This window comes from Bradyrhizobium sp. USDA 4486 (assembly GCF_054057995.1).
In genome coordinates this window covers 1025271-1052178 of record NZ_JBSRZV010000001.1, presented here as the reverse complement: position 1 = coordinate 1052178, position 26908 = coordinate 1025271, and the positions used below count along the sequence as shown (strand labels likewise).

Here is a 26908-nt window from a genome sequence, read left to right as displayed (position 1 = left end):
GAGCTATCGCTATGGCCAGCTAATGCACCCACTCCCGCTTCTTGTACGCGCGCTGGTCTGCCACCGGCTGGCCGCCCGCATGACGAGAGGACGTTCGCGCACGGGCTCAACCATTAGCAATCATATCGGGTGTGGCGTCAGGCAGGCCTTCGGTTAGCGAGCGTCTCGAAGGCCAGGTGCCAGGCAGCTACCAGGGGCTGCTGACGACCTCATCGGTTCCACCGCCAGGAACGATCACAATAGACTCGCTTTATTCGTGGGCATCTCGGACCGGCCATTTTCGGATAGCCGGAGATGAACGAAGGACTGGGTCTATGCGCATCCTTCTTGTCGGAGCTACGGGACTGATCGGGTCGGCAATCCGGGCCAGGTTGTCGGTCGAAGGGCATGAATGCGTACTGGTGTCGCGTCATCCGGCAGCGGCATCCGATACGAACCACATTACCCTCGATGTCGCCCGGACCACCGACGCTTCGCAATGGAAGGGGCTTCTTGCAGGCATCGATGCCGTCGTCAACGCGGCGGGTGCCCTGCAGGGGCAGGACATGCAAGCCGTTCATGTCGCCGGGAGCGCGGCGCTTTACGCAGCCTGTGAAAGCGCGGGCATCCGCCGTGTGATCCTGTTCTCGGCCATCGGCAGCAATCGCGACGCGCGTAGCGATTTTTCTCGCACGAAGGCGGACGGCGAAGCCGTCTTGATGGCGAGTAACCTCGATTGGGTCGTGCTGCGGCCTTCGGTCGTGGTGGGCCGGCCGGCTTATGGTGGCAGCGCGCTGTTGCGAGGGCTGGCGTCCCTTCCAATTCTACCGGTCATGCCGGACACCGCAGCTATTCAACCGGTGCATCTCGACGACGTGGTCGAGACGGTGATGTTCTTCCTGCGACCGGGCGCTCCCGCCCGCGTCGGGCTTGATCTGCCAGGTCCAGAACGGATTGCCTTCAGCGACGCGGTTGCACTGTTTCGCTCGTGGCTGCGCTGGAGGCCGGCTTACCGCCTGCACCTGCCAACTTGGCTGGCTTCGGCTGCTTATCGCGCGGGTGACGTTGCGCAGATGCTGGGTTGGGCAACACCCATCAACTCGACCGCGCAGGCAGAAATGCGGCGCGGCGCGACCGGCGATGCTGGGCCCTGGCGTCAGATCACGGGCATACGACCGCGCGACATCGAAGCTGCGCTCGCACGCGAGCCCGCCTCAGTGCAGGAACGCTGGTTTGCCCGGCTCTATGTGCTCAAGCCGCTGATTTTCGGCGTCTTCGGCCTGTTCTGGATCGGCACGGGGATCATCTCGCTCGGTCCGGGCTGGGAAATCGGAATGTCGTTGCTGCGGGAAGGAAGGCTGCAAGGATATGTCGCGGCTCTCACAGTCGTCGCTGGCGCGCTCGCCGACATCGTCATTGGTCTTGCAATTCTTTGGCGCCCTCTGAGCCGCTATGGCCTATGGGCAGCACTGATCATCTCGCTCAGCTATGCCGTGATCGGTACGGCGCTGGTGCCGCGGCTGTGGGCCGATCCGCTTGGACCGATGCTGAAGATCTGGCCGGTCATCATGCTCAATCTCGTCGCCATGGCGATCAGAGAGGATCGCTGATGTTCTACTTCCTCGTGAAGATGGTGCACATCATCGGGGCTGCGGTCCTGCTCGGCACGGGTGCCGGCATCGCCTTCTTCATGCTGGTGGCTCATCTCCGCGGCGACCCGCGCGAAATCGCGGGGGTCGCGCGGACAGTGGTGCTGGCCGATTTCCTGTTCACGGCGAGCGCCGTGATCCTGCAGCCGATCACGGGCACATGGCTCGCCTGGTCGAGCGGATATTCCCTTGGCGACGGCTGGATTGCGGCGTCCATCGCACTCTACGTTGTGACAGGCGTCTTCTGGCTGCCGGTGGTGTGGATGCAAATGCGATTGCGCGACCTTGCCGTTCGCGCGATCGAGACCAACGCCAAGCTGCCCGCCGAATATTACCGTCTCTTCTGGTGGTGGTTCACCTTCGGATTTCCGGCGTTCGCAGCCGTGCTAGCTATCTTCTGGCTGATGATCGCCCGCCCGGCAATCCCGTACTGGGATTAACATGAAGTTGTTCGATCGATCGTCACGGCTCTAAGAGACGCCGTCCTGCCCTGACGCCGACTTCGTCCGTCGCAAGGGCCACTGGGTCTGCGGGTTCCCGCCTGCGTCTTTGTCAAATAGAAACTCGGAAATTGACCGCACGTTTCAAACAGAGGACGTGTGAGATGACCAACTATTTGAAGCTGCCTACCTGGGCCGACAAAGAGAACATTTTAGCGGTGGTTGAGACTCCTCGCTGGAGTTGCTGCAAATTGGAATTCGATCGTGAGTTGCGGGTGTTTACGCTTTCGAAGGCCTTGATGGCCAAGGCCCTTCAGGTGACCGAACGCAAAAGAAAGCGAAATGACAGGGTTGTTGCGGTGCCTCAGCACTCCTTCTTTGCTGGTGATTTGCCTGATGTTCGTAACCTACCAGCGACCGCAACCGAACAATTGGAAAAGTTCTTCGATGCCACGAACGCTCTCAAAAGCAAAAAGCTCGAATTTCTTGGCTGGCGCGGCCCGGGCCGAGCCATCAAGCTCATAAATCGGTGTCGCCTATAGCGCGGGGTACACTTGCTGACATCGCCGGATCAAGTAGCAGTGGTCGGATTGGGCCAATGCGCGACTTTGGCTGGCGTCTCCAGGAACCGATCAAAGGTTCGGAGTTCCGAAGTTATCATCGGGAATGAATGCGATGATTACGCCTTCATTGCCCCGAAGCAGGATTGTCGCGTCCGGCAATGGCTCGTGCGGCCGGTCCAGATGAGTCGTCATCAGCACGCGGCCGCGGCCCTGCCAGTGCCATTTCCGGGGCTCGGCGGTGGTGTTGAGCGCGACTAGCATTTCGGTCCCGCCCGCCACGCGCTTGAAGGCGAGGACATCGTCCCGCGATCGCAGCGGGGCGTAGCTGCCCTCGCGCAGGCAGGCATGCTCGCGCCGGAGCGCGATCAGCGCGCGAAACAGCGCAAGGACGGAACGGTCGTCCCGCTGCTGCTCGGCCACGTTCGGCGCATCGCCCGGCTCCAGCGGCAACCATGGCCGGCCCGTGGTGAAGCCGCCGCTCTCACTGTCATCCCAGCACATCGGCGCGCGCTCGGGATCGCGGCAAAGCCCATAGCCCGGGTACCAGCTTCTCGAAAGGATCACGAACGCGATCGTCCGGTATAGGCACGCGTTTGCGACCCATCTCGTCACCCATGTAGAGGAATGGCGTTCCCGGCAGCGTCATGAGCAGCATTGCCAGCACGCGCATTTGCGCGGTGCCGATTTTGCTCGCGATCCGCTGCTTGTCGTGCCCGCCGATCAGCCAGACCGGCCAGGCCTTGTCAGGGATCGCATTGAGATATGCGTCGATGGCCGCTTGCAGCGACAGAGCCTGCCATTGCGCGTCCAGCAGCGCGAAATTGAGCGGCAGATGCAGACGCGGCCGACCGTCACCGTAGAAATGACCGATCCGGTCGGTCTTGCCCTGGACCTCGCCGCACAGCAGCCGATCGGGGCAGCTATCGATCACCTCGCGCATGAATTCGATGCAATTCATCGTCTCTTTCCGGTCGTCGGTGAACACCGGTGTCTGCCGTTGCGGTGGCGGTTTGCCCTTGGCGTGCGGGTTCGGCGGATTGTCGCGCAACAACTCGTCTTTGATCAGGACGGCGCTGGCATCGACGCGGAAGCCGTCAACGCCACGATCTAGCCAGAAGCGCATCACATCGGCGATCGCCTTTTGCACCTCAGGATTGCGCCAGTTTAGGTCGGGCTGTTCGGTCAGGAAGGAATGATAATAGTATTGCCGCCGCGCCTCGCACCATTCCCAGCCGCTGCCCCCGAAACGGCTAAGCCAGTTATTGGGTGGCCCACCAGTCCCGGCAGCATCAGCCCAGATGTACCAGTCGGCCTTGGAACTGTTGGGGGAGCTGGAGCTCTCGACGAACCATGCGTGATCGTTCGCGGTGTGATTGGGAACGAGATCGAGGATGAGGCGGATGCCTTCGGCGTGCAGCGCCTCGAGCAGGCGGTCGAAATCATCCAGGCTGCCGAAGGCGGGATCGATCGAACAATAGTCGGAGATGTCGTAGCCGAGATCCCGGAACGGGCTCTTGTAGATCGGCGTCAGCCACACCGCATCGACGCCGAGCCATTTCAGATAGTCGATGCGCGAGGTCAGGCCGGCGAGATCGCCCTTGCCGTCGCTATCGGAGTCCTGGAACGAGATCAGCGCAATCTCGTAGATGACGGCGGACTTCCACCATGAATGTTCGCAATAGCGATCGGCCGTCATTGCCTCTGTTGACCTCGTCTCTAAAGTTTGGTCGGCCATCCATGCGGCGGGTAAGATCTGGTAAGCCGAACAGGTCTTGGCCCGCCGCAGCGAGCGACGACATCTCGACCGGCGCAAGGTAAACCGGCGATCTCTGCGCTCCCGTGCTACTATGCCGCCTGCCGCTGATGCGCCAGAAACTCCATCGTCACCTTTTCGACGTTTGAGTCGATCCACGCAGCCATACGCTGCTCTTCCTTCAAAGATGCCTCCAGTTCTGCCTTGGCCTCGTTGACTCCGGCGGCGCCGCAGAGTGCAATGAGGGACTTGTAGGCCGCGATCTCGAAATTCTCGAATGCATTGTTGGCGAAGGTGTTCTTGAGGATCTCGTCGTTGGCAGCCGAGTGCGCCATTGCCTGCATGTTGGCCATCACTGACTGCGCTGTGTCCTTGAGACTGGACGTACTCTCGCCGCACGATTCCAGGCACCGCTCGAGCCGTTTCAGTTGCTCGTTGGTCTCCTGAAGGTGAGCTGCAAGCCTGGCCTTGACCTCCGGATACTCGTCCAGCCGCTCCGATTGCCGTTCCATCAACTCCCTCGCCTGAACCTCCATCGCATGTGCATTGCGTAGTCCGACCACGAATGTGTCGCGTGCGGCATTAGCCATGTGCTGTCCTCCTTTTGACTGGCTTCTTTGCCGCAACAGCGGCCCGCAGCGATCGTTCCAAAGCCGCATTCGCTCCTTGGTCTGCCTGTTAGCTTCCCCGTCCGAAACAGCACCCGGCGCTTAACATGCGATAGGCGAACATCAAACACATCGGCGCATGCAGGAACGCTCTTGTAGAACGCCTGTTCTCCGCAGTGTGACATTGTCGCTTGCGCCGACTGCGTACCGAGGGCCCAATGAGTGACACTCCTCCGCAGACCGATACTCCCCACGATCTGAGGCGACCTGGCGAGGGGTCGCCAGCGAACGCGTCCGATCCGTACTTCATGCAGATTCGCGATGATCTCGCTGACAAGGGGTTTTTCACCGCAACGGCGGAGGAACTGATTACTTGGGCCCGCACGGGTTCGCTGATGTGGATGACGTTCGGGCTCGCCTGCTGCGCAGTTGAGATGATGCAGATGTCGATGCCGCGATATGATGCGGAACGATTTGGCTTCGCGCCACGCGCCTCGCCGCGACAATCGGACGTGATCATCGTGGCCGGCACGTTGACCAACAAGATGGCCCCGGCGTTCCGCAAGATCTATGACCAGATGCCGGAGCCTCGCTACGTGATCTCGATGGGGTCCTGCGCCAATGGCGGCGGCTACTACCATTACTCTTATTCCGTCGTACGCGGTTGTGACCGCGTCGTTCCCGTCGACATCTACGTTCCCGGCTGCCCACCGACGGCCGAGGCACTGCTCTATGGTGTCATGCTGCTTCAGAAGAAAATCCGGCGGATGGGCACGATTGAGCGATAGAACCACAGCGGGCTGGCAGGACATGACGCAAATTCTCCTCCCCTCCACGGCGGGCGCCGAGCAACCAAAGCTCGATTTCGACCGTAACGACCATACGCGTCAGATCGTCGCCGACGTCGCCTACAAGCAGCTCGCCATCGTCAATGTGATTTCCGTCGGCGATCAGAATGCGGGCGACGGCAATTGGGTCCTGGTAGATGCGGGTATTCCGGGTTCGGCCGAGGTGATCCGATCCGCGGCGACCGCGCGTTTCGGCGGTGGCGGCAGGCCTGCCTGCATCATCATGACGCATGGTCACTTCGACCATGTCGGCGCGCTCGAAACGCTTGCGAGTGAGTGGGACGTGCCCGTCTATGCGCATGCAGCGGAACATCCCTATCTCGATGGCAGTCGCTCCTATCCGCCGGCAGATCCGGGCGTCGGTGGCGGGCTGCTCGCCCTGATCTCGCCGCTCTTTCCGACGATGCCAGTCAACGTCGCATCGCACCTGTATGATCTTCCCGGCGATCACAGCGTGCCATTCCTGCAAGGCTGGCACTGGATTCAGACCCCCGGTCATACGCCGGGACATGTCTCGCTCTGGCGCGAGCGCGATCGTGTGCTGATCGCGGGCGACGCGTTCATCACCACGCGTCAGGAGTCCGTTTACTCGGCGGTCATGCAAGCGCCGGAGATGCATGGGCCGCCGATGTATTTCACGCCGGATTGGACGAGCGCAAAGGCCTCAGTGCGTGAACTGGCCGCGCTCGCGCCGGAGATCGTCATCACAGGCCATGGCGCCGCGATGCAGGGGCCCGAGATGCGCGTGGCACTGGAGACGCTTGCCGTCCGTTTTGACGAAGTCGCCATTCCCCACAACGGTGCTGCCGAAGATGCAACGGCGAGGAACGGCGAAGGCCACAGGTGATTGGTCCGTGCTCAACCCCAGGAGATACAACATGCACAAGACAATTCTGAGAGTCCTCATCGCCGCGATGCTGGCCGGCACCTCGGTCGGCGCAGCGTTTGCGCAAGGCGGAGGTGGTGGAGCGGGTGGTGGCGCGGGCGGCGGCGCTGGAGCTGGTGCCGGAGCCGGAGCAGGCGCAGGTGGGGCCGGAGCCGGCGGAGCGGCTGGCGGCAGCGCCGGAGCTGGTGGTGCGGGATCGGGCAGTGGCGCAGGCGGTACGGGATCGGGCGATGGCGCCGGCTCCGGCGGAGCCGGATCGGGCGGCGGCGGCATCACTCACTCGGAGCGCGGCGGACAGGGCGCTTCGAGCTCTGCGGGCATGCGCAACGAGACGACTCCGCCATCGAACGGCACCCTACCCCGGCGCTAGATCAAATCATCAACGCGCGCCTCGGTCCGTTTCCTTCCAGATGTGCGCGCGAGAGCGGCCCCGGCGAGACCCTCCCTTGCGCCGGGGCCGCATTCGTTTCTGCAGAATGATGTGCCGGGAATTAGAACGCATCCAAGCAATGCGGGAATTGTTTTAGGAACACAACCAGCCAGCTTCGATTGCACCCACGTACCAGGACGCAAAGGAGCTGCGCATGTACTACTTCGACAAACGCTTGCAATATCCCGTCAAGATCGAGAGGCCCGATCCAATCTTCGCACGCCAACTGCAACAGGCCATCGGCGGCGTCGAGGGCGAAATCCGCGTCTGCCTTCAATACTTCTTCCAGGCCTGGGGCGCCCGCGGCCCTGCGAAATATCGCGACGTCCTTCTCAACACCGCGACCGAAGAGATCAGCCATATCGAGATGCTCGCCACGGCCGTTGCGTTGAATCTCGAGGAAGCGCCGGCGACGATGCAAGAGAGCAGCATGCAGGCCAATCCCCTCGTCGGTGCCGTCATGAACGGCGGCGAAAGGCCGCGGCATGTCATCGAGGGAATGTTGCATCGGCATCTGCTGTCCACCGGACTGTCGGCATTCCCCGCCAATTGCGACGGCGTGCCGTTCGACTGCTCGCACATCTACGCCAGCGGAAATGTCGCGGCAGACATGTATTGCAACGTGGCGGCCGAATCCACCGGACGTACGCTGGCCGTACGTCTCTACAACTCACCGAGCGACCGGGGCATGCAGGATATGCTCAGCTACCTTATCGCCCGCGACACCATGCACCAGCAGCAATGGCTCGCCGTGATCGAGGAGATCGGAGCCAAGGCGTCGCTGCCGATTCCGAACAGCTTCGATCGCAGCAAGGAAGCGACCGAGTTCAGCTACATGTTCATGGGTACCGAACGCGGCGGCGACTCGCTGCAAACGGGACGCTATTGCGAAGGCCCCTCTCTCGACGGCAAGGGGACGTTCACGTTCCGCGGCGGTTTCGAGCCTCTGGGCCAGGAGCCGGTGCTTGGACCCGCACGGCCTGACAGCGGCGCTCAGTTGGAGCAGATGAACGAGCCGCCCGTGACGAACGCGCTGAGCTGAAGTCGAATAGCGGCCGCTGATCTTCTTCAATTTAGGCACTAGCAAAAGGCCTCCGGGGTCGGACCGGAGGCCTTCTGGCTCACTGGGGTACATCCGCCCGAGTGAACTTCAATGCGGTTGCCGGAGCTGCCGCTCTATGTCCAAGGCTTGCTCCGCGTTGCGGACCTTCTTGAGAAGTTCGTCCTTCTCAGCCCCGATCGGCTTGGCGTCAGCTCGCTTCCTCATGTGCTCCGCGAATTGAGCCAAGCGGTCCTCAAGAGAGGTCGTCTGTTTGATCCGCCTGCGCTTCAATCCCATCGCATTTCCTTTTCTTGATTTGATGAGGATATGCAATTGGGCGCGAGGCGCCCACAACACAGGTTAATCTCGTACGATCGTTGAACGGCAGAGGCTCTCGGCGAAGGAATGTCCGCCCATCGTGGGCTTGTTGAGTTGCTTACTGAGCTTGCTCTGACGACTTGGCGCGGTCTTGGATCTTCGTTGATCGTGCTTCGGCTTTCGTCCCAACACCCGCTTCCTAACAAATGTTAGAAGCCTGACCGTCAACTAAGCAGAGCAACCATTCTGCACAATTGCTGTTTTACCAAGCAGAGACACACGAATAGAGGCAGCCGAGACATTTGCACGAGCCCCGTCCCACAATCGATCCGCACGACCCCGCCGCCTGCAGTCGATGGGCGCTTCGCTTGGGAACGAACGTCAGGGAGCTCAAGGCTGCGATACATCAATTCGGTAGCGCCGCGGATGCGGTGGCCTACGGCCTTCAGCAGTGGCGGCACAGCACCTCACGCGGGCAGTGGCAGGCGCGCGCCGGCGCGCCGCAGGTGGGCATTCTCTCCGATACGATCGTCGCACGCGGCGAGCAGCTCTCATCGGTCGCGATGATTTGCGTGAACGCCATCGGACTGGTCGCAGGTGCCGTGCCGCGGATCCTTCCCGCGGCGCGCGAAGCCGACATCGACGCCTATCTCGATGGCCTCGACGGTCTTTTTGTCGGCGGCGGGCAGACCAATGTTCATCCCTCGCGTTACGGCCAAATGGTCGACGAGGCTCGCGACGGCCCGTTCGACGAATTCCGCGACGAAGTCGCGCTCCATCTCATCCCGCGCGCGTTGGCACGCGGCGTCCCCACGCTCCTTGTCTGCCGCGGCATTCAGGAGCTGAACGTCGCTTTTGGGGGTACGCTGGCGAAGGAGCCGGATGGCCTGCCCGAAGACCAGCGCCACGGCACGCCGGACGCGGACAATGAAGATGCGCGCTACCGGCTCCGGCAAAAGGTGACGCTTCGCGAAGGAGGTGTCCTGCAACAGATCTGCGGCGAAGATGCCGTCACAGTGAATTCGCTGCACAGCTTCCTAATCAAGGATCTCGCACCGGGACTCATCGCAGAAGCGATGGCGGAGGATGGCTCGATAGAGGCCGTCAGCATCGCGGGCGCTGGCGCCCTTGCGCTCGGCACGCTGTTTCACCCCGGACTATTGGGCAAGCACAGATCATACGTCGGCGCGGATTCTCTCCGCATTCGGAGACGCGGTTCGCTTGCATGCAAAGGCGAAAAGGACACCTTAGGACCATGCACCGCTACCGCTTCGGTATCGAGGAGGAATACTTCTTGGTCAACCGCCAATCCGCAGCGCCGCGGTCCGAGCTGCCGAAGGCCTATATGACGGCGGCTCAGAAGCGTCTTGGCGAGCGACTGACCACCGAGATACTTCAATCACAAATCGAAGTCGCGACCCCGCCGCTGACCGAATCGGCCGAAGCGCTGGCCGAGCTCTCGCGTTACCGCTCGGTCCTCGCCGAAGTCGGCAAGGACCACGGTATCGGCATCATTGCCGCCGGCACGCACCCGCTGGCGCAGCCGCACCAGCAGCGGATGACGCGCAAGCGCCGCTACAGCAAGGTCATCAGCGATCTCGGGATGGTCGGCCTCGGCAACCCCATCAGCGGGCTACATGTTCACGTCGAGGTACCCGAGCCCGACCTGCGGGTCGAGATCATGCACCGTCTGGTACCGTTCCTCCCGCTTCTGCTGGCGCTGTCGACCTCCTCGCCGTTCTGGTGCGGCTATCCAACAGGGTTGCTGGGGTATCGCAACGCCGCCAATGACGCTCTGCCCCGCACGGGCTTTCCCGAGATGTTTCGCAATCTCGCCGAGTACCAGACTTACGTGAAGACGTTGGTCGACGCGGGCATCGTCCCCAACGCAACCTATGTCTGGTGGGCCTTGCGGCCCTCCCTCCAGCATCCCACCCTCGAGCTGCGTATCACCGACTGCTGCACGGCGATTGCGGACTCGGTCGCGATCGCGGCGCTGTTTCGTGCGCTGGTGAGGCACGCCGTGCATCATCCCGATCTGAATGCGAACCATTCGGCGGTGCACCGCGCGCTGATCGAGGAGAACCGCTGGCGCGCCCAGCGCTACGGCACCGATGGCACATACATCGATCTGGTGTCGTTGGAGCCTGTCTCGTTCAGAAGCTGGCTGGACGCGGTGATCGCCATGCTGGCTCCCGATATCGAGCATCTCGGGGTGGAAGACGACATCCAGCATCTCAAGAGCATCCCGAAGCGCGGCACTTCGGCGCATCTTCAGCTCGAATATTTCCGCAGCTTGAGGAAGTTCGGCCGCTCGCCGCGGGAAGCGATCGGCGACGTGACGAAGTGGTTAAGGACTTCAACGGAGACCGGCAATTTCACCGTGAGGAATGATGAGCCGAAGAAGGCTCGGGAGCAACGGCCTTTCGCAACACCGGTGCCCTCTGGGTCGAAACTGCCTCCCGGTGACGTCGCGTCGAAGTGAACGCCAAAGGGAGATCCATTCGACAAGGCACTGGCTCAAGACGTTGTGTCCAATGTACCACGACCTCTTAACGATCGACCTCGCCGAACACGATGTCCAATGAGCCCAGAATGGCCGAGACATCGGCGAGCAAGTGCCCCTTGCAGAGAAAGTGCATCGCCTGGAGGTGGGCAAACCCAGGCGACCTGATCTTGCATTTGTAGGCCTTGTTGGTGCCATCCGAGACCAGGAACACTCCAAACTCGCCTTTTGGTGCTTCGACGGCAACGTAGATCTCGCCGGCCGGAACGTGAAAACCTTCCGTGTACAGCTTGAAATGATGAATCAGCGCTTCCATGGAGCGCTTCATCTCGCCGCGCCGAGGCGGCGCGACCTTGTTGTCTTGTACGAGAACCGGGCCTCTTCCGTCGGGTGATCTCAGCTTCCCGATGCACTGCTTCATGATGCGGACTGACTGCCGCATCTCCTCCATTCGAATGAGATAGCGGTCATAGCAGTCGCCGTTCCTGCCGATCGGGATATCGAAGTCCATTTCCGCATAGCAATCATAGGGCTGCGCCTTTCGCAGGTCCCACGCCGCACCGGACCCGCGCACCATCACGCCCGAGAAGCCCCAGGCCCAGGCCTGCTCGAGTGTGACCCTGCCGATGTCGACGTTGCGGGCCCGAAAAATCCGATTGAGCGAGAGAAGCCGGTCCAGATCATCCACCACACGCAGGAACGGATCGCACCAAGCCTCAATGTCATCGATGAGCTTCGGGGGCAGATCCTGATGTACGCCGCCCGGTCGGTAATAGTTCGCGTGCATCCGGCTGCCCGACGCGCGCTCGTAGAAGACCATCAACTTTTCGCGCTCCTCGAAGCCCCATAGCGGCGGCGTCAGGGCACCGACGTCCATGGCTTGGGTGGTGACGTTCAGAAGGTGAGACAGGATCCGGCTGATCTCGTGATAGAGTACCCGGATGAGCTGCCCTCGCCGCGGGACTTCGAGCCCGATCAATCTCTCGATTGCAAGGCAGAAGGCGTGTTCCTGCGTTAGTGGAGCAACATAGTCGAGCCTGTCGAAGTAAGGGATCGCCTGCAGATATGTCTTGGCTTCGATCAGCTTCTCGGTGCCCCGGTGCAACAGTCCAATATGCGGATCGACCCGGGTGACGACCTCGCCATCGAGTTCGAGGACGAGCCGGAGCACGCCGTGAGCAGCGGGATGCTGTGGGCCAAAGTTGATGGTGAAGTTTCTGAGGCTCGGAGGCTGTTCAGCCATCACGCTTTCGATCGAACGGAGACATTGCAATCGTCACCCTAACCGCGATCAGGGCGACACGGCTTCACACAGGTTAACCGGTTTGCCAAATCATGGAGCTGCGCGCTGAGCGCGGCTTTGGAACGCCGGCTTGTCGACGACGTTCATTGTCTAGATTGGAGATTTGTAATGAAGCATCGTTCGCTCATGGCTGCCGCCGCGCTCTCGCTGATGGCAAGCCTCGGAGCGTCAACCGCGGCCCTCGCGCAGGATCGCTATTGCCTTCAGGGCCGGATTTGGGGCTATCCCGGCAATTGCCAGTTCGCCAGCTACGCGCAGTGCATGGCCAGCGCGTCGGGAACCAATGCCTATTGCGGCATCAATCCGCGTTATGCTTATGCGCGCCGCTACCGGGGATATCGGTGACGTGGTTTCCATGTCTCGGCTGAGCGCGGCGCCGAACGACGTGACGGCTTCCAACAGGCCTATCAATGCGGTCGTGTTTTCGGGGGGCCTGGGGCTCGGCGCCTATCATGGCGGGGCATTCGAGGCACTCGCTTGTCGCGCGTTGCCGGTCGATTGGGTCGCCGGCTCGTCGGCAGGCGCGATCAGCGCCGCGCTGATCGCGGGAAGCCCCGGGCCCGATCGCCTCAAAGGCTTGCGCAGCTACTGGCATGGTGCCGGTGAGATCTCTACAGGGGCCAACCCCGGCCGACATCCGTTCGCCTGGCTAAGTTCGATCAGCACGCGGCTGTTCGGCCATGCCGGCTTCTTCCATCCGAGGCTTCCAATTCCGACGGCTCATTTCGGCGGCCTCTATGATCTCGGCCCGACGCGCGAGCGGCTGCAAAGGCTGATCGATTTCGAACGGCTGAACGCGGGCGAGCCGCGCATCACCGTCTGCGCCACCGATGTCGAAAGCGGAGACGCCGTACTCTTCGACTCGTCGTCCGACCGGATCGAGATGGATCACATCCTGGCCAGCTGCGGATTTCTGCCGGAGTTCGCGCCGGTCCAAATCAATCGCCGCTGGCTCGTCGATGGCGGCTTCTCGTTGAACGCGCCATTCGAGCCGGTGCTCGAAAGCGAGGATCCACTCAGCCTCTTTATCATCGATCTCTTCGCCCGTGACGGCAAGGTCCCCGACGGCCTCGAATCCGCAGCTGAACGCAAGAGCGATCTCACCTTCGGCAACCAGACCTTCCAGCGGCTGCGCCACGCGCTGGAAGCTCGCCAGCTTCGCGCCGAGCTCCAGGGTCTGGCGCGCGAAGACTTCGTCTATCTCCTGAGCTACCGGCCGGGGCTGGAAGAGGCCGGCCCCGAGAAATCCTTCGATCTGTCCGAGTCCGCGATGGCCCAAAGATGGCAAGCTGGCTTCCAGGACATGCAGCATACCGCGAGCCTTTCTGACAGCCGTGGCGGCATCTGTAGCGTGCGCCGGGCAAAGTGATGCGGTCTCGTGCGAACGGCGTCAGCCGTCTGCATCGATGCACTGATGGATATCGCGGAGAAACTTGATCAGGCCCTCATCGGCGGCAACGCCATCAGCCGGGGCAATGGTGGTAATGCCCCAGTTTGCCAACACGGCCTCCTGAACCGGATTGCGCTGCCCGACAAAGACGAACGATTTTGGCCGGTCCTGGCGGTGTCCGGATTCATCCCAGGTTTGCCAGATACGGTGCAGCAGGAGCCTTATGTTCGGATCCGACATGCTGTAACCGATGAACAGCAGTGTGCTTCCCAAAGCATCAGCTCGAAAGCGGACATCGAGCGGTGAATCGAATGCAAGCCGGTTGAGGAAGTCGGTCTCGGTCAACACGAGCGATGCGTCATCGTCGAAATCCCCGTGATACTTGATGATGTGCGTGATGCCCGCCGTGGCGCCCGCGATCTCCTTCGCATTGCTGATCTTCGCAAAGGGACGTTTCAGCACCTCGAAAGCGGTTTCGAGATTCCGGTCGTAGTTGGTCGTGTAGATGACTGGAAAGCCGAGGTCGACGATCAGCCGGTGAAGCTCCGAGGCGGCGATCCTCTCGGCGTCAACGCGCCAATTGCGATCGAGCCAGCTGCGCAATGGACCAATGCCGCCGCGCTTCAGCCGGTAATATTCCGCGAGCATCTGGTAGCCGCCATGCATCCCGTCGATGACGTTGCGCTCGAGGTCGAGATCGTCCAGCAGATGGTCGATCAGGGACTGCCAAGAGGGCAGCCCCACCGCCATAGAGGCGCCCGCGCCGACAAAGAGGGTCGCACCACGCCGCTTGATCGCAGCGGCCAGGACTTCGTGTGGCGGGCGCTCTTCGGATACCAGACCGGTTGGCTGCTGGTTCATCTAGCTTGAATGACGGGATCGTCTGCGCGTTCCTAATGCCCTGCGAGCTGCCGCTTATGTGCTCAGGACACGAGCTCGCCGTTCTCCGTTTGCGCTGCGAAGCGCTTGATCAGCTGCCGCAGCTCGGCCTTGTGCACCAGACGCGCCGCCCTCTTGGTCGAGACCCAGACGGCCTCGCGCTCGCCCTTCTCCGGCCACCAGCGCTCGCGCCCATGCACTTTCATGGGGAAGACGGCGACGTCCATGGTCCGCGTGCGCTCGCCCTTGCGTTTGCGATGCTTGAAGCTGCCCAATGCGCGCTTTGCGATAGCGCCCATCACGCCCGCTTCTTCGTAGGCTTCGAGCGCGGCCGTGCGATGGGGCGACGTATTGCGGATCAGTGAGCCCTTGGGGACGCTCCACCTGCGCTTGCGTTTGGTCGTGATCAGCATCACCCGCAGCTCCGAGTTGTCCAAACGAAACGGCAGAGCGGCGAATTGTTTCTTGCCCATCGAGCGCCTCCAGTGAGGTGATAAGCAATCGCCGAAGCCGTGGTTCCTTTTGTGCCGGTCAGCCGGCCGCAAAGCAACGCAACTGCAGGAGATCATCCAAAGACAGACCGAACATGACGATGCGAAGCGTCGGCGCCATGGCCATTACGAGCAGCAGCAGGAAGATCAGGTAGACCGCCACGGGTGGCGTGTTTCTAACGAGCCTGTAGGCGACCTTCCGCATGCACGTCCTCCCGCGCGCCGGCCCGCGCCATGGCGGCGCCCATCACCATCATCGCCGCACCCCATAACAGGAAGGCGATGTCCCAGAAAATGCGCTGCCCCTCGGGCACAGTCTCGTTCACCCGATGCAGCCCGAGTATCTCGTGATCGACCACGCCTTCGACCAGATTGAAAATGCCCCATCCCAGCAGCACGGCGCCGATACACTGCTGGCTCGTCCACCGCGGCTCGCTGCCGCGCGCCCGCTGCCAGAGCAGGTAGAGCCCTGCGAGCACGAAAACATACGCCGCGCTGTGAAAGATGCCGTCCCACGTCGTGTTCAGACTGACATTGTCGAGGGAATTGAGCGGATACCAGCCGCTTAACATATGATGCCATTGCAGCAACTGATGGAAGACGATGCCGTCGAAGAAGGCGCCGAGGCCGAGTCCGAGAAAGACGCCTGCGGACGTGGGAAAGTTGGCTGCTCTGCTGTCTAGCATCTGACGAACTCATTTGCGGGCGGTGATGTGAAAGCGAGAACAAAGCGTCTTCATGGCAGCCGTTCCTATCGGGAGCAGCACGCGCTGTGCAGTCTCATGAAATTTTTGGGTCCTGCGACGCAGGCAATAACATGCGTTAAGTCGAAGGAAGGCTTCACGGTCAGAACCAGCGCCGCGCCGCCATCTTGATCGGTCGATAGGAACGTTAAACGCAGCGAAGCGTCTGTCGCTCACACGTTGGAGATGAACATGCTGAGAAGATCATTCTTGCTGGCCCTAGGAGGGCTCGGACTTTCGACCTGCGCCGTTCAGGCCCGGACAAATCCGCAGCGGGATTTCAGGACAGCCGATCTCATGGGCGGCGCGTTCGCCATGCAGACGAGTCAGCTCGCGCTGACCCGCACCGGCAATCCGGACCTTATCAACTTTGCGAACGCCGAAATTGCAGAACAGGTGCAGGTGGCAACTGCGCTGGGCGCCGCCCCAGGCTCTGCGCCCCTGCGTCCCGATCATGCCATGGTGCTGCAGCGACTTCAGGCCACGCCCACCGGCCCGTTCGACCGGATGTATGTGCAAGGACAAATCCGAGGTCATCGCGAACTGTTGGCTCTCAACAATTCGTACTTGCGGACAGGTGGCAACGCGCAGGAGCAGCAGGTCGCGCAGATGTCCCTTCCGATCATTCAGCGGCATCTCGCCATCCTGAGCAGTCTCAGGGAAATGGCGTAGCGGGGGACAGAAACGAGGCTGCCATGGCATACGCTTTGTTCAAGGACGAGGAAAAGCTGAGCCGGACGTTTCCAACCAAAAAGGAAGCTCTGGAGAAAGCAGAGCAGGCCGGGCTGGTCGAGCACCCCGAGGGCCAGCCCGTGCTCGAGGACGATCTCACGATCAAGCCTTGTTCGGCCGACCCGATCCCCCACGACGATGCAGATCTCGATTGGACGCCGGACAAGCCGACATCCTGATCCTGAGCGACGTCAAGAACTCGGCAGCGGTGCGGGGTCTAGAGACGATGCTCTGCCACCGCCGTCCCAAGAACTTTGGGAACAAAAGAACAAAAAGGGAATTAAGAGCCGAGACCAACGTTTGTAAGGAGATTTCTAAAAGGAGGTTTGTCATGGCTGACAACACGCAGAAGGACCCGAAAGATTGGGTGTCCGGCGACGATCCGATGACGGGCGCGCAGGAATCCTATCTCGCCACGCTGGCGGAGCAGGCCCACAAGCCCGTCCCAAAGGAGAAGCTGACCAAGGCCGAAGCCTCCGAACTTATCGAGAAGATGAAGCATGCAGCGGGCCTGGAGCGCCCTTCACGGCGCAGAGTTGGCGGCTCGTGACCAGAGCCGCCCGCATCCGGCGTATCGCTGAATCAGGCAGCGCCTGCGCAGATCGGCCCAGGATGAATGCAAAATTGATTGATACGCGAATTGATGCACGCGGCGAGCTTGCCGATCACGCCGACCGCTTGCGCTTGCGCCGCAATCCAATGCGAGTGCCGGGAAGGCAAAGCCCAAGCTCGATGGCACGGGACCTGATCGACGCAATTGGCCGTTTCAGCTTCACGATCATCAAGGTCAGGCTCTTTCCGGTTTCGCACATGGTGCGAAGCAGGCGGTCGTCGTCTTCCGACCAGCGTTGGTGGTCATAGGTGCGGGCAGCCATGGTCAGCGCCTCTGAGGCCGGCGAGGCAAGGCTTAGATCATAGGAGAATAAGAAGGGCCCGGTCTGGGGCTGTTGGCCGGGTCAGTTGAAGGGCGGCTTGTTACGCTGCCGCCTGTCACAGAGATAGTTCACGCACATCGCGTTTCAATCATTTTACGGATTTGTAATCGTGAGCCTTGAGATGCACAGGGTCAGCGCACATTGGCGATGATGGCGGCGACGCGCCGGGAATGCTGATCGACGATGACGAGATCCTTGCCGGCAAGCAAATACTGATCGCCCCAGAATCCGTTGAGCACCTGCGTGGCTTCCGCCGGAAGATCAGCGGTCCCGGTCTGTTGCGGGACGGATGTGCCGACCATCATCTCGAAATTGGGACGATCCATCGCGGGCCCTTGCGCTGACGAGATGATCGAGCGAAGCTGCTGGCGCTGTTGATCGGAGACTGTCGCAGGCGCAGTGCTCTGTTGAAATTTCCCGCGCGCGCTTGCCTGAAGACTCTTCGACGCCAGCGGGATCCTGCTTCGCAGTTGTGCTCATCGCCTCACGCTGCGTCGGAACTCCGGTGCCGACGGTGGTTGCGGGCGCGCTGTTGTCTGCGCCCCTCGGTGGGCGGCCGAGATAGTCGGTCAACTCATCAGAAGATTGTTGAAGTCGTGAGCGATGCCACCGCTCAGCTGTCCGACCGCTTCGAGCTTTTGCGCGGCAACGAGCTGCTCCTGGACGCGTTGAAGTTCGTCCTGTGCCTGCTTGCGTTCGGTCAGATCACGCGTGACTTTCGCAAAGCCGATGATCGCGCCACTCTCGTCCGTAATTCGATCGATGACGACCGATGCCCAGAAGCCGTTCCGTCCTTGCGCATGCGCCAGCCCTCGGCTTCGACCGCCCTTTCTCGGTGGCCTCCGCTAGGGCCGCTTTCGGCACCCCTCTTTCGAGATCCTCAGGCGTGTAGAACGTGCTGAAGTGCCGGCCGATGATCTCCTCCGGCCGATAGCCCTTGATGCGCTCGGCTCCTGGATTCCAGGTTGCGACATTCCCAGAAGGGTCGAGCTGAAAACTCGCGTAGTCGACGACCGCTTCCACAAGCCGGCGGTATCGTCTTTCGCTTTCCAGAAGGTCGCTATGGGCCTGCTGCCGCTCGGTGATGTCCGGCGTCACCTTCGCAAACCCGACTAGGTGTTTAGTCCCCGCATTTTCTGGAGCGGATTGAGTTTGAATCGTTCTGGCTGGGAAGTCCAGGATTTGCAGATGTATTCGTAAGGCGTGAGGCCCTTCAGGCTCTTCAGCCTCCGCGCGTAGTTGTAGGCGTTGATGAAGTCGGCAAGGTGAGCTTCGAGCTGATCGTGTCGATCGTAATGGTAGCGTTGGACGGTCGCTTCCTTGATCGTGCGGTTCATGCGCTCGACCTGGCCATTGGTCCAGGGATGCTTGATCTTGGTCAGCCGATGTTCGATCCCGTTCTCTTGGCAACGCATGTCGAACATATGTGTCGCGTATCTTGCCGTCGGGCCGTCCGCGTAGCGCGGTGGGAAAGTGAACTGGATCCCATTGTCGGTGAGAACTGTGTGGATCTTGTAGGGGACGGCCGCGATCAGAGCTTCGAGGAAGGCCGAGGCGGAGGTCCGTCCCGTCTTCCTGACCAGCTGGACGAAGGCGAACTTGCTGGTGCGATCGATGGCTACATAGAGGTAGAGCTTGCCTTCGGCGGTCTGGAGTTCAGCGATATCGATGTGGAAATAGCCGATCGGATAAGCCTTGAACTTTTTCTTCGAGGGCTTGCTGCCTTCGACCTCCGGCAATCTGCTGATGCCATGGCGCTGGAGGCAGCGATGCAGGGATGACCGCGTCAGATGCGGGATGGTCGGCTGCAGTGCATAGAGGCAATCATCGAGCGGCAGCAGCGTATGCTGCCGGAAGGCAACGATAATCGCCTCCTCCTCAATGGAAAGGACGCTCGACTTAGCTTCCTTGGGGCCTGTCGGGAGATCGGCGACAGTCCCGCGCTGCCTCCACTTCGCGACAGTCTTCTGGTTGATCCCGTAGCGCTTGGCGAGGGCTCTCAGGCTCTCTTGACTATTCTGTATTGCTCGACGGACTGCCTCCGTCGTGGTGACGCAGCCGTGTAAAACTTGTCCCATAGCGCTTCCTTCGAATCGTGCGATAAGGATGCACCATCAAAGTCTGGGACAAAACACCTAGGAGGCCTTCCTCGTCACGGATGGCGTCGAGAACGACAAGCGCCCAGAACCGGCTGCCATCTTTCCGGACTCGCCAGCCTTCGGAGGCGAAGCGCCCGGTCTCGGCGGCTGTCGCCAGGGCCCGGTTCGGCAGACCCTTCTCTCGATCTTCAGGCGTGTAGGGGCGGCTCGCGTGGGCTACTTGAGATAAATCAAGGGCTGGATTATCGCCGTTGCGAACGGGAGGCTCAGATGCTGCGATGCATCGCAAAGCAAAGGACCGCTGTCGTTTGACAGCGGTCCCTCACGCTGCCGGGTCTAATGATTCCGAAATGAAATCCCTTCGCCAGCCCCGGCATTGCCGAGTTTTCCCGACGTCACCGGTTCCGGCATAACGAATGTGAATCTCTCTCCCCAATTTAAAAAGCACTGACCACATCGGCCCCAGCCTGGAAGTTTTTCCGGATCGAAAAACGCGCTGGGACCGAGGGATCTGCCGCCTTCGGCAAAAAGCGACAAACGCAGCTTCGTCCCAAAAAACGATCCCGGAGGGATTCATATTTGTGAGTCCGAGGCAAAAAAGAACCAGCCCGCGGGGAGGAACGGGCTGGAGCTTAGTTGTCTGCAACAGGTCGGTCTTGCGAGATGGCGCGCAAGACTGATCGTCGAACTAGCGGCAGGGGCGGTCGTTCCTAACGAGCGACAGCCCGCTGCCCCGGTTAAATTTATCACACTGTATCTTTTTGGACTGCAGAAGTGCATACCGAGCGGGAGGATGCCAACGGCGCGCCGCATCTAATCTGGTGCGTCCGGGCGGTCTCGGCGTCTCGCTCCAGCCCCAGAGATGCCCGGGGCCGTTCGTACTCCAGAGTAATAGACCGATCCTCCACTCGAAGTAGACCGCGACAGACCGGCGCCAGAAGATCACCCGACTGAGATCCCCGCAGTGCGGCCAATGCCCTTGCATCTCCTCCCTGCGGCCCGAGCCCCGGAGCTAGGATAATGACGGCTCCCTTTCCCAGGCGCGGTTACCTCTTCCCCAAATCTTCTGCGAACCGCAGCAGGTACCCACAGGCGCTCTTGGCCACCGTCGGTCCCCGCAACATGGTTCATTCCTGGGCGACCGACGTCGATGATCCGACGGTGCAGGCGCGCTGGGGCAAGATCGGCAAGCAAAGGATCGAGGACGCCGGGCCGCTTTATCCGAAGCGGATGGAAACGGTCGACGACGAGATTCTGCAAACCACCTTCGCCTTCATCGACAAGGCCAAGCGGGACAACAAGCCATTCTTCGTCTGGCTCAACCCGACGCGCATGCACGTCGTCACTCACCTCTCTGAAAAATACGAGAACATGCGCAACTCGGACAACGGCTGGTCGGTTTCCGAGGGTGGGTTCGCCCAGCTCGACGACATCGTCGGCGCCGTCATGAAGAAGCTCAAGGACGAGGGCTTCGACGATAACACGATCGTCGCGTTCACGACGGACAACGGCGCGGAGAACTTCACTTGGCCCGATGGCGGACAGACGCCATTTGCGGGCGGCAAGGGAACGGCGCTGGAAGGCGGCTTCCGTGTGCCATGCATGATCCGATGGCCGGGCAAGGTGCCGGCGGGCAAGGTCGAGAACGGCATAATCTCCGGACTAGACTGGTTCCCGACCTTCGTCGCAGCCGCCGGCAATCCGAATATCGCCGACGAGTTGAGGAAGGGAAAGCAGCTCGGCGACAAGACCTACAAGGTCTACCTCGACGGGTACAACCAGATGGATCTGATTACCGGAAAAGGTCCATCTGCCCGCCACTCGATCTTCTACTTCACTGAGGGCACATTGAGTGCGGTGCGCATCGACGACTTCAAGTACCGCTTCACTGATCAGCCGAGCGGCTGGTTGGGAGGCGCGGTCAAGGTTGATTGGCCGATCCTCACCAATATCCGCCTCGATCCCTTCGAACGTACGAACTTGCCCAACGGCGCGCAGGGGTCGCTGGCATTCTACAACTGGTTTGCTTACGAGTTCTGGCGGTTCCAGTTCGTGCAGCAGGAGGTCGGGAAGCTTGCCCAGACGGCGATCAAATTTCCACCGATGCAGAAGGGTGCAAGCTTCAGCCTGGAAGCCGTTAAGGAGCAGATCGAGAAAGCGATGCAGTCGCACGCTGGCAAATAGGATACGCGACCAGCGGGCGCCCCAAGCCCGGGGCGCCCGTTTGACAAGCGTCGCCGGACAGCGACGAAAGCTCGCACTTCCGCTGTTGGCCCGTCGCTGACTTTCGCTCTTGGCCTGGCGCTGTCCGCTTCCGAGAGCGGAGCGAATAGCATCGTGGCGCTGCCCAGGGCAGCCTTTGACCCAGAGCGGAAGTCGCCCTATCCATCTGGTTATTGAGCTGCGTAGAACACTCGCCATCGTAGCCCCGCGCGGGGCAACCCCCTCTTGCAACCTCTCATTGATCCAGATCAAAGAAGTCCGTGACGGGCTAGCCGAGCCTGAGATCACTGCGGTCAGTGTGAGTTGATTTCAGGAAAGGAAATGCGATGAAGTTCACCCGTCGATCCGTGGCATTTGGCGGAATAGGACTGCTGCCAGGAGTGACTGCGGCACGGTCGGCCTTGGCCCAGGATGCGTTCCTTGGCGTAGGCGAAGGTTTGGAGGATTTCTGGCTCGCAAGCGACGCCTATGTATTCGGCTATCCGCTGGTGACGATGGAGATGACCCGGCGGATCATAACCAACGTCGCCGAACCTGTGGGTACGCGTGGGCCGTTGGGCCACATCATCAAGTTGCGCCACTATCCCGACGCCTCGTTCAAGGACGTCACGGCACCGAACGCGGACACCCTCTACACGACTTCGTTTTTCGACGTCGGGAAAGAACCATGGGTCCTCAGCATCCCAGACATGAAGGGACGCTATTTCCTGATGCCGATGCTGGACGGTTGGACGACGGTTTTCCAGGTGCCCGGCAAACGCACCACCGGCACCGGGGCCCAGACCTACGCGATCACCGGCCCTGGATGGAAAGGCATGCTGCCGGATGGCGTGAAGGAGTACAAGTCGCAGACAAACATCGTGTGGCTGCTTGGCCGCATCTATTGTACCGGCACGCAGGAGGATTATGCAGCCGTGCACAAGCTGCAGGACGAGTGCAAGCTCGTTCCGCTAAGTGCCTATGGCAAGCCGTACACACCGCCTCCGGGAAAGGTCGATCCCTCGATCGACATGAAGACGGCCGTACGCGAACAGGTCAACCGCATGGATGCAGTAGCGTATTTCAAGCTGCTCTGTGAGCTTATGAAAGCCAACCCGCCTTACGCCGCCGACGTGCCCCAGCTTGCCAAGTTCGCGCGCATCGGCATCGTCCCCGGACAGGATTTTGACGAGAGCAAGCTGAAGGCGGATTTCCTGAAGCGCGTACCGGAATTGTCGTTCGACAGGATTATGCTTCAATTCAAGGTCAACAAGGCCATCAGGGACGAGAATGGCTTTGCCTTCACGACGAAAACCGGCATCTACGGCACCGATTATCTGATGCGAGCCTTGGTCACCGCGATTGGCCTCGGCGCCAACCGCCCGCAGGATGCGGTTTATCCGACCTCGCAGAAGGATGCAGACGGTCAAAAGTACAATGGCGCGAACAAGTACGTGATGCGTTTTCCCAAGGGCCACCTGCCTCCCGCCGAAGGATTCTGGTCGCTCACGATGTACGACAGCAGCTACTTCTTTGTGAACAATCCGCTCAACCGCTACTCGATCAGCGCGCGCCAGGACCTAAAGGAAAACCCGGACGGCTCAACCGAGCTTTACATCCAGAGGGACCCGCCTGGCAAAGATAAGGAGTCCAACTGGCTTCCAGCGCCAGCGGGAGATTTCATCCTCATGCTGCGCATGTACTGGCCGCAGGAAACAGACCCGTCGATCATCAACGGCACATGGACAGTTCCTGCCGCCAAGAAGGTCGGCGCTTGAGGATTTACATGATGCCGGCCCATCGTGGTGGGCCGGCCTCATCGCTAATGTCGATCCTGACCTAAATCAGCTCTTAAGCGCCGTATTTTTGAGGCATCCCGGAAAGACTGGAATGTTTGACGAACCGATGTTGACGTCCAGAACTAAAACGGGCCGAGCTGGGCAAGGCCGCCATTTCGGCTTCTGGCCCGTCGCTGACTTTCGCTCTTGGCCTGGCGCTGTCCGCTTCCGAGAGCTGAGCGGAATAGCATCGTGGCGCTGCCCAGGGCAGCCTTTGACCCGAAGCCGACGCGTGAGTTTCTCACGAGGATCACTCGTCTTCCACAACCAAGCCCTCGCCATGGACGTACCAGTTGGCGCGCGACGCCCAATGCACATGCCGGTCCGGTATCGCGTCAAGCGGATCGTCAAAGGCGCCCGCGTGAATGATCACCTCACGGCCGCTGCGCGTCAGATGCGGCATCGGGCAGCCGCACTGTGTGCAGAAGGTAGTTGCAAAACTGCGGGCCTGCGGGAGGTCGAATCGAGTGACCGAACTCTCGCCGCTAAGCCAGCGAAAGGCCGATGCTTTCACGATCACCTCGCAGGAGTGGGCAGTGCCGGTCGCTTTGCGGCAGCGCGAGCAGTGGCAATTCAGGAAGCGGTCAAAGGGGCCATCGACCTCGAACACCACCTCGCCACAGATGCAGCTTCCCCGGTATGCCGCCATGATGCTCTCTCCATAATCGAAAGGCCGTGCTAGCGGCTGCTGAGCTTCCTGTCACGTCAGCAATTGGCCCATCTGCGAAGTCGGACCGCGTCTGTCGAAGGTCCGCTCATCGCGATAAAGGTGACCAGATTTGCTCAACCTGAGTTCTTCGCATTTTGACCCTGAGCGGACTTTTGACCTTTCTAATTCCGTCCTGGGTCGCCGTTTGTTCCCGATTCAACCAAGAGATGCTGTCCATATTCGACCCTGGCGTCCTAATTTTCGGACCCCCCTAAATGCGCCTCCGCAACGGACCCACATTCGTTAAGGACTCAGAATGAGGAAGTAGGTACCTCGGAGGAGCAGTCGCGGAGGAAGCATGGGCATGGAGAAGATGCATCGGCCGAAGTACTGGCGGGATCGCGCGGAGGAGTTCCGGGCTAAGGCTGACAACTGCGAGCACGACGCCGTAAAGCAATCGCTCCGCAAAGTAGCCAAGAACTATGACGAGTTGGCGCGACGCGCGAAGCTGATCCGTTCTGTACAGGACACGGCAGAATGATTCCGCGTTAATGGAACGCCCACTTTAGGACTTAGGGACTCGCCTTTGGCAGGGTGAGTCATGACAGACGACAAGGAAGCGGAGCTTCAAAAACAACAGACGCAGGACCATGGCCCACGTTGCCCAACCTGCGCAGCCTTCCCCCGTTTGACCCAATCCTTGCTCGACACCCGGAAGGGCAAGACCATCCGGCTCTTCCAATGCCAGTGCGGCGAGCGCATCTGGGACGATTAAGGTGTATGGTGCGGCATGGACCGCGCCATCCTTTTAGAGCACCTAAACCAAGCCCGACGACATGCCGCGATGGGTGAGCATCACCTTGCCCGGCAGGAGCAGCTAATCGCAGAATTGGACCGGGGCGGCCACGACACCATGGCCGCCATGAGCGTGCTCACTACGTTGAGGCGCACGCAAGAACTGCATGAGCGGGATATTGAGCGCCTGTTAGGTGAACTGGCAAAGTGAGGGCCGCCTCAGATAGAGGCCTCCTTCATTCAGCCCGCTGACTTCCGCTGCTGTGCAGGTTTTTGGACGCCGGCAACGAGAGACGCTCCGCACGCTCAACTAGCCGGCGTCCAAAAAGCGCCAAGGCACGAAGCCGCGGGAAGTTGGGCACTGGCCGGGCAGCGAGTGCTATGCGGATTTGACGGCGGCGCCGACCTCGATGGTGGACGCGACGGAGGCAGGATGTGACCTGCGGATAGGGTCGCGGGCGAGATTGGGAGCATGCAATGGGCATCTCGGCGGCTGCTCGGAGTGCATCAACGCAGGATCCGGGCACTGCTGGATGCCATTGGGTTGAGCGAGAGCGCTACCGGCGTGGAGCCGGCATATCGGGCCAGGAAAACTGCAAGGCTTACACGCGGTGTTGGTCATGACGTGTCGATCCTGATCGGTGTTGGTCGCCAGCTCGGCGCGCAGCCGGGTGCGAAGGTCTCGATGACGATCATGCGCGCGCCACAGCGGGGACATGGGCACGGCAGCACCCGCGGTGCATCCGGCGCACCATCCGGCTCTTGTTGGGGATCGGCGGCAGACGGGACGACATTGAGGAGTGCGCGGGCGGTTGCGATGCTCTCGGCACGGTTGGTTGAGGCAAAGAGCCCGTAGTGGCGGATGCGGTGGAAACCCTTGGGCAGCACGTGCAGCAGGAAGCGCCTGATGAACTCGTGCGGGTGAAGCCGCATGGTCTTCCAACGGTCGGGGCCGCTGACGCGATAGTCCTTCCAGCGGAACGCAATCGCCTCCTCGTCGGCTGCAACGAGGCGGCGGTTGGAGATGGCGACACGATGGGTGTAACGGGAGAGATAGCGCAGCACCTGCGCGGGCCCCGCGAACGGGGCCTTGCAGTAGACCACCCACTTGATGCTGCGCAGCGGGGCGATGAAGCGCTTGAACGTTGTCTTGTCGGCAAATCCGGCATGGGTGTTGAAGAACTTCAACTCGCCGGCGTCATGCGCATCCATGAGCATCGCCAGTATCTTGCCCCGGAACAGGCGCGCCAGCACGTTGACATGGACGAGGAAGTTGGAGCGCGCGGCGATCCATCGCGTGGTATCGAGCGAGAGCCCTCCACCCGGCACGATCATATGCACGTGCGGATGGTGGGTGAGCGCCGAGCCCCAGGTGTGCAGCACGGCCGTGATACCGATCCGCGCACCGAGGCGCTTGGGATCGCTTGCGATGGCGAGCGTCGTCTCGGCCGCTGCCTTCATCAGCAGGTTATAGATCACGCGTTTGTTCTGGTAGGCGATGTCACGCAACTCGCTCGGCAGCGTGTAGACGACGTGAAAATACGGCACCGGCAATAGCTCCGCTTCGCGGTCGGCCAGCCATCGGCGTGACGCCGCACCCTGGCACTTCGGACAATGCCGGTTGCCGCAGGAGTTGTACGCGATCTCGGTATAGCCGCACGCTGTGTTCTCGCAGCGTGCGACGTGGCCGCCGAGTGCTGCCGTACGACAGCGCTCGATCGCACTCATCACCTTCAATTGCCCGAGGCTCACATGCCCCTGATTGGCGTCACGCCAAGCAGAGCCGTGATCGCGGAGGATGTCCGCGACCTCCAGAACTGGCCGAGCCAC

Annotated in this window: 30 protein-coding genes and 3 pseudogenes; 19 read left to right on the top strand and 14 right to left on the bottom strand. The window is 61.0% G+C overall.

The window, feature by feature from the left end; translation table 11 throughout:
• Positions 1 to 314: 314 nt before the first annotated feature.
• The 3 genes from ACVWY3_RS05045 (at position 315) to ACVWY3_RS05035 (ending at position 2610) form a co-directional block, all read left to right on the top strand.
• Complete coding sequence (locus tag ACVWY3_RS05045; protein ID WP_456837467.1) at positions 315 to 1589, top strand: SDR family oxidoreductase; 1275 nt, start codon at positions 315 to 317, stop codon at positions 1587 to 1589.
• Complete coding sequence (locus ACVWY3_RS05040; RefSeq protein ID WP_456837466.1) at positions 1589 to 2068, top strand: DUF2269 family protein; 480 nt, start codon at positions 1589 to 1591, stop codon at positions 2066 to 2068. The genes ACVWY3_RS05045 and ACVWY3_RS05040 overlap by 1 nt, the downstream gene beginning before the upstream one ends.
• Positions 2069 to 2232: 164 nt before the next feature.
• A complete protein-coding gene (locus tag ACVWY3_RS05035; RefSeq protein WP_456837465.1) occupies positions 2233 to 2610 on the top strand; it encodes an inorganic diphosphatase in 378 nt (125 codons plus the stop codon).
• Positions 2611 to 2700: 90 nt separating this feature from the next.
• On the opposite strand, the pseudogene ACVWY3_RS05030 reads toward ACVWY3_RS05035, so the two are convergent.
• Both ACVWY3_RS05030 and ACVWY3_RS05025 read right to left on the bottom strand, forming a co-directional pair.
• Positions 2701 to 4327, bottom strand: a pseudogene (locus ACVWY3_RS05030) (alpha-amylase family glycosyl hydrolase).
• 149 nt (positions 4328 to 4476) lie between these two features.
• A complete protein-coding gene (locus tag ACVWY3_RS05025; RefSeq protein ID WP_456843292.1) occupies positions 4477 to 4974 on the bottom strand; it encodes a ferritin-like domain-containing protein in 498 nt (165 codons plus the stop codon).
• A 236-nt stretch (positions 4975 to 5210) separates the two neighbouring features.
• On the opposite strand from ACVWY3_RS05025, the gene ACVWY3_RS05020 reads away from it, so the two are divergent.
• The 4 genes from ACVWY3_RS05020 to ACVWY3_RS05005 all read left to right on the top strand — a co-directional run bounded on the left by ACVWY3_RS05020 (position 5211) and on the right by ACVWY3_RS05005 (position 8198).
• Positions 5211 to 5780 (top strand): NuoB/complex I 20 kDa subunit family protein, encoded by a 570-nt coding sequence (locus tag ACVWY3_RS05020; protein ID WP_456837464.1) that lies wholly within the window; start codon positions 5211 to 5213, stop codon positions 5778 to 5780.
• A gap of 22 nt (positions 5781 to 5802) precedes the next feature.
• Complete coding sequence (locus ACVWY3_RS05015; protein ID WP_456837463.1) at positions 5803 to 6687, top strand: MBL fold metallo-hydrolase; 885 nt, start codon at positions 5803 to 5805, stop codon at positions 6685 to 6687.
• 31 nt (positions 6688 to 6718) lie between these two features.
• Entirely contained in the window at positions 6719 to 7096 is a 378-nt protein-coding gene (locus tag ACVWY3_RS05010) for a hypothetical protein (protein WP_456837462.1), read from the top strand.
• A 214-nt stretch (positions 7097 to 7310) separates the two neighbouring features.
• Positions 7311 to 8198 carry a manganese catalase family protein gene (locus ACVWY3_RS05005; protein WP_456837461.1) on the top strand — a complete coding sequence of 296 codons (888 nt, stop codon included), beginning with the start codon at positions 7311 to 7313 and terminating at the stop codon, positions 8196 to 8198.
• Between the two features lie 108 nt (positions 8199 to 8306).
• Here ACVWY3_RS05005 and ACVWY3_RS05000 read toward each other — a convergent pair whose 3' ends face one another.
• On the bottom strand, positions 8307 to 8495 hold the full coding sequence (locus ACVWY3_RS05000) for a hypothetical protein (RefSeq protein WP_456837460.1): 189 nt from the start codon (positions 8493 to 8495) through the stop codon (positions 8307 to 8309).
• A 389-nt stretch (positions 8496 to 8884) separates the two neighbouring features.
• Here ACVWY3_RS05000 and ACVWY3_RS04995 point away from each other — a divergent pair, with 389 nt between their 5' ends.
• The gene (locus ACVWY3_RS04995; RefSeq protein ID WP_456837459.1) at positions 8885 to 9865 is read left to right on the top strand and encodes a gamma-glutamyl-gamma-aminobutyrate hydrolase family protein; all 981 of its coding nucleotides are present in this window, start codon (positions 8885 to 8887) and stop codon (positions 9863 to 9865) included.
• Positions 9772 to 11001, top strand: a complete 1230-nt coding sequence (locus tag ACVWY3_RS04990) for a carboxylate-amine ligase (RefSeq protein ID WP_456837458.1) — start codon at positions 9772 to 9774, stop codon at positions 10999 to 11001. Before ACVWY3_RS04995 ends, ACVWY3_RS04990 begins: the two co-directional genes overlap by 94 nt.
• A 67-nt stretch (positions 11002 to 11068) precedes the next feature.
• On the opposite strand, the gene ACVWY3_RS04985 is transcribed toward ACVWY3_RS04990, so the two are convergent.
• Complete coding sequence (locus ACVWY3_RS04985; RefSeq protein WP_456837457.1) at positions 11069 to 12265, bottom strand: NADH-quinone oxidoreductase subunit D; 1197 nt, start codon at positions 12263 to 12265, stop codon at positions 11069 to 11071.
• Between the two features lie 186 nt (positions 12266 to 12451).
• On the opposite strand from ACVWY3_RS04985, the gene ACVWY3_RS04980 reads away from it, so the two are divergent.
• Both ACVWY3_RS04980 and ACVWY3_RS04975 read left to right on the top strand, forming a co-directional pair.
• The gene (locus ACVWY3_RS04980; RefSeq protein ID WP_439399911.1) at positions 12452 to 12670 is read left to right on the top strand and encodes a DUF3551 domain-containing protein; all 219 of its coding nucleotides are present in this window, start codon (positions 12452 to 12454) and stop codon (positions 12668 to 12670) included.
• Positions 12671 to 12680: 10 nt separating this feature from the next.
• The gene (locus tag ACVWY3_RS04975) at positions 12681 to 13694 is read left to right on the top strand and encodes a patatin-like phospholipase family protein (RefSeq protein WP_456837456.1); all 1014 of its coding nucleotides are present in this window, start codon (positions 12681 to 12683) and stop codon (positions 13692 to 13694) included.
• A gap of 21 nt (positions 13695 to 13715) precedes the next feature.
• Here the strand turns inward: ACVWY3_RS04975 and ACVWY3_RS04970 are convergent, their stop codons facing one another.
• From ACVWY3_RS04970 to ACVWY3_RS04955, 4 genes are all read right to left on the bottom strand, one after another.
• The gene (locus ACVWY3_RS04970; protein ID WP_456837455.1) at positions 13716 to 14576 is read right to left on the bottom strand and encodes an SIR2 family protein; all 861 of its coding nucleotides are present in this window, start codon (positions 14574 to 14576) and stop codon (positions 13716 to 13718) included.
• A 62-nt stretch (positions 14577 to 14638) separates the two neighbouring features.
• The gene (locus tag ACVWY3_RS04965; protein ID WP_456837454.1) at positions 14639 to 15067 is read right to left on the bottom strand and encodes an NUDIX hydrolase; all 429 of its coding nucleotides are present in this window, start codon (positions 15065 to 15067) and stop codon (positions 14639 to 14641) included.
• Between the two features lie 58 nt (positions 15068 to 15125).
• Positions 15126 to 15248: a hypothetical protein gene (locus tag ACVWY3_RS04960; RefSeq protein ID WP_456837453.1), complete on the bottom strand. Its 123-nt coding sequence runs from the start codon at positions 15246 to 15248 to the stop codon at positions 15126 to 15128.
• A 13-nt stretch (positions 15249 to 15261) separates the two neighbouring features.
• Positions 15262 to 15771: a DUF2243 domain-containing protein gene (locus tag ACVWY3_RS04955; RefSeq protein WP_456837452.1), complete on the bottom strand. Its 510-nt coding sequence runs from the start codon at positions 15769 to 15771 to the stop codon at positions 15262 to 15264.
• A gap of 249 nt (positions 15772 to 16020) precedes the next feature.
• On the opposite strand from ACVWY3_RS04955, the gene ACVWY3_RS04950 reads away from it, so the two are divergent.
• From ACVWY3_RS04950 to ACVWY3_RS04940, 3 genes are all read left to right on the top strand, one after another.
• Positions 16021 to 16500 (top strand): DUF4142 domain-containing protein, encoded by a 480-nt coding sequence (locus ACVWY3_RS04950; RefSeq protein ID WP_456837451.1) that lies wholly within the window; start codon positions 16021 to 16023, stop codon positions 16498 to 16500.
• A 23-nt stretch (positions 16501 to 16523) separates the two neighbouring features.
• On the top strand, positions 16524 to 16739 hold the full coding sequence (locus ACVWY3_RS04945; RefSeq protein WP_456837450.1) for a hypothetical protein: 216 nt from the start codon (positions 16524 to 16526) through the stop codon (positions 16737 to 16739).
• Positions 16740 to 16891: 152 nt separating this feature from the next.
• The gene (locus tag ACVWY3_RS04940; RefSeq protein ID WP_456837449.1) at positions 16892 to 17110 is read left to right on the top strand and encodes a DUF3072 domain-containing protein; all 219 of its coding nucleotides are present in this window, start codon (positions 16892 to 16894) and stop codon (positions 17108 to 17110) included.
• Between the two features lie 115 nt (positions 17111 to 17225).
• Here the strand turns inward: ACVWY3_RS04940 and ACVWY3_RS04935 are convergent, their stop codons facing one another.
• The 4 genes and pseudogenes from ACVWY3_RS04935 to ACVWY3_RS04920 form a co-directional block, all read right to left on the bottom strand.
• A complete protein-coding gene (locus tag ACVWY3_RS04935) occupies positions 17226 to 17435 on the bottom strand; it encodes a hypothetical protein (RefSeq protein ID WP_456837448.1) in 210 nt (69 codons plus the stop codon).
• Between the two features lie 191 nt (positions 17436 to 17626).
• On the bottom strand, positions 17627 to 17821 hold the full coding sequence (locus tag ACVWY3_RS04930; RefSeq protein WP_456837447.1) for a DUF1236 domain-containing protein: 195 nt from the start codon (positions 17819 to 17821) through the stop codon (positions 17627 to 17629).
• Between the two features lie 246 nt (positions 17822 to 18067).
• A pseudogene (locus ACVWY3_RS04925) lies at positions 18068 to 18653 on the bottom strand (PAS domain S-box protein); the annotation flags it as partial.
• Positions 18608 to 19573, bottom strand: a complete 966-nt coding sequence (locus ACVWY3_RS04920) for an IS481 family transposase (protein WP_456837446.1) — start codon at positions 19571 to 19573, stop codon at positions 18608 to 18610. The gene ACVWY3_RS04920 and the pseudogene ACVWY3_RS04925, both read right to left, overlap by 46 nt.
• Before the next feature lie 1104 nt (positions 19574 to 20677).
• Here ACVWY3_RS04920 and ACVWY3_RS04915 point away from each other — a divergent pair.
• Positions 20678 to 21778: pseudogene (locus ACVWY3_RS04915) on the top strand (sulfatase-like hydrolase/transferase); the annotation flags it as partial.
• Between the two features lie 365 nt (positions 21779 to 22143).
• Positions 22144 to 23574, top strand: coding sequence for a DUF1254 domain-containing protein (locus ACVWY3_RS04910; protein ID WP_456837445.1), 1431 nt, complete (start codon positions 22144 to 22146; stop codon positions 23572 to 23574).
• Positions 23575 to 23884: 310 nt separating this feature from the next.
• Here the strand turns inward: ACVWY3_RS04910 and ACVWY3_RS04905 are convergent, their stop codons facing one another.
• On the bottom strand, positions 23885 to 24283 hold the full coding sequence (locus tag ACVWY3_RS04905; protein WP_456837444.1) for a GFA family protein: 399 nt from the start codon (positions 24281 to 24283) through the stop codon (positions 23885 to 23887).
• Between the two features lie 358 nt (positions 24284 to 24641).
• On the opposite strand from ACVWY3_RS04905, the gene ACVWY3_RS04900 reads away from it, so the two are divergent.
• The 3 genes from ACVWY3_RS04900 to ACVWY3_RS04890 are packed head-to-tail and all read left to right on the top strand — an operon-like array spanning position 24642 to position 25289.
• The gene (locus ACVWY3_RS04900; protein WP_456837443.1) at positions 24642 to 24824 is read left to right on the top strand and encodes a hypothetical protein; all 183 of its coding nucleotides are present in this window, start codon (positions 24642 to 24644) and stop codon (positions 24822 to 24824) included.
• 60 nt (positions 24825 to 24884) lie between these two features.
• Positions 24885 to 25058: a hypothetical protein gene (locus ACVWY3_RS04895; RefSeq protein ID WP_456837442.1), complete on the top strand. Its 174-nt coding sequence runs from the start codon at positions 24885 to 24887 to the stop codon at positions 25056 to 25058.
• Positions 25059 to 25073: 15 nt separating this feature from the next.
• Positions 25074 to 25289: a hypothetical protein gene (locus ACVWY3_RS04890; RefSeq protein ID WP_456837441.1), complete on the top strand. Its 216-nt coding sequence runs from the start codon at positions 25074 to 25076 to the stop codon at positions 25287 to 25289.
• Between the two features lie 407 nt (positions 25290 to 25696).
• On the opposite strand, the gene ACVWY3_RS04885 is transcribed toward ACVWY3_RS04890, so the two are convergent.
• Positions 25697 to 26908 carry an IS91 family transposase gene (locus ACVWY3_RS04885; RefSeq protein ID WP_456837440.1) on the bottom strand — a complete coding sequence of 404 codons (1212 nt, stop codon included), beginning with the start codon at positions 26906 to 26908 and terminating at the stop codon, positions 25697 to 25699.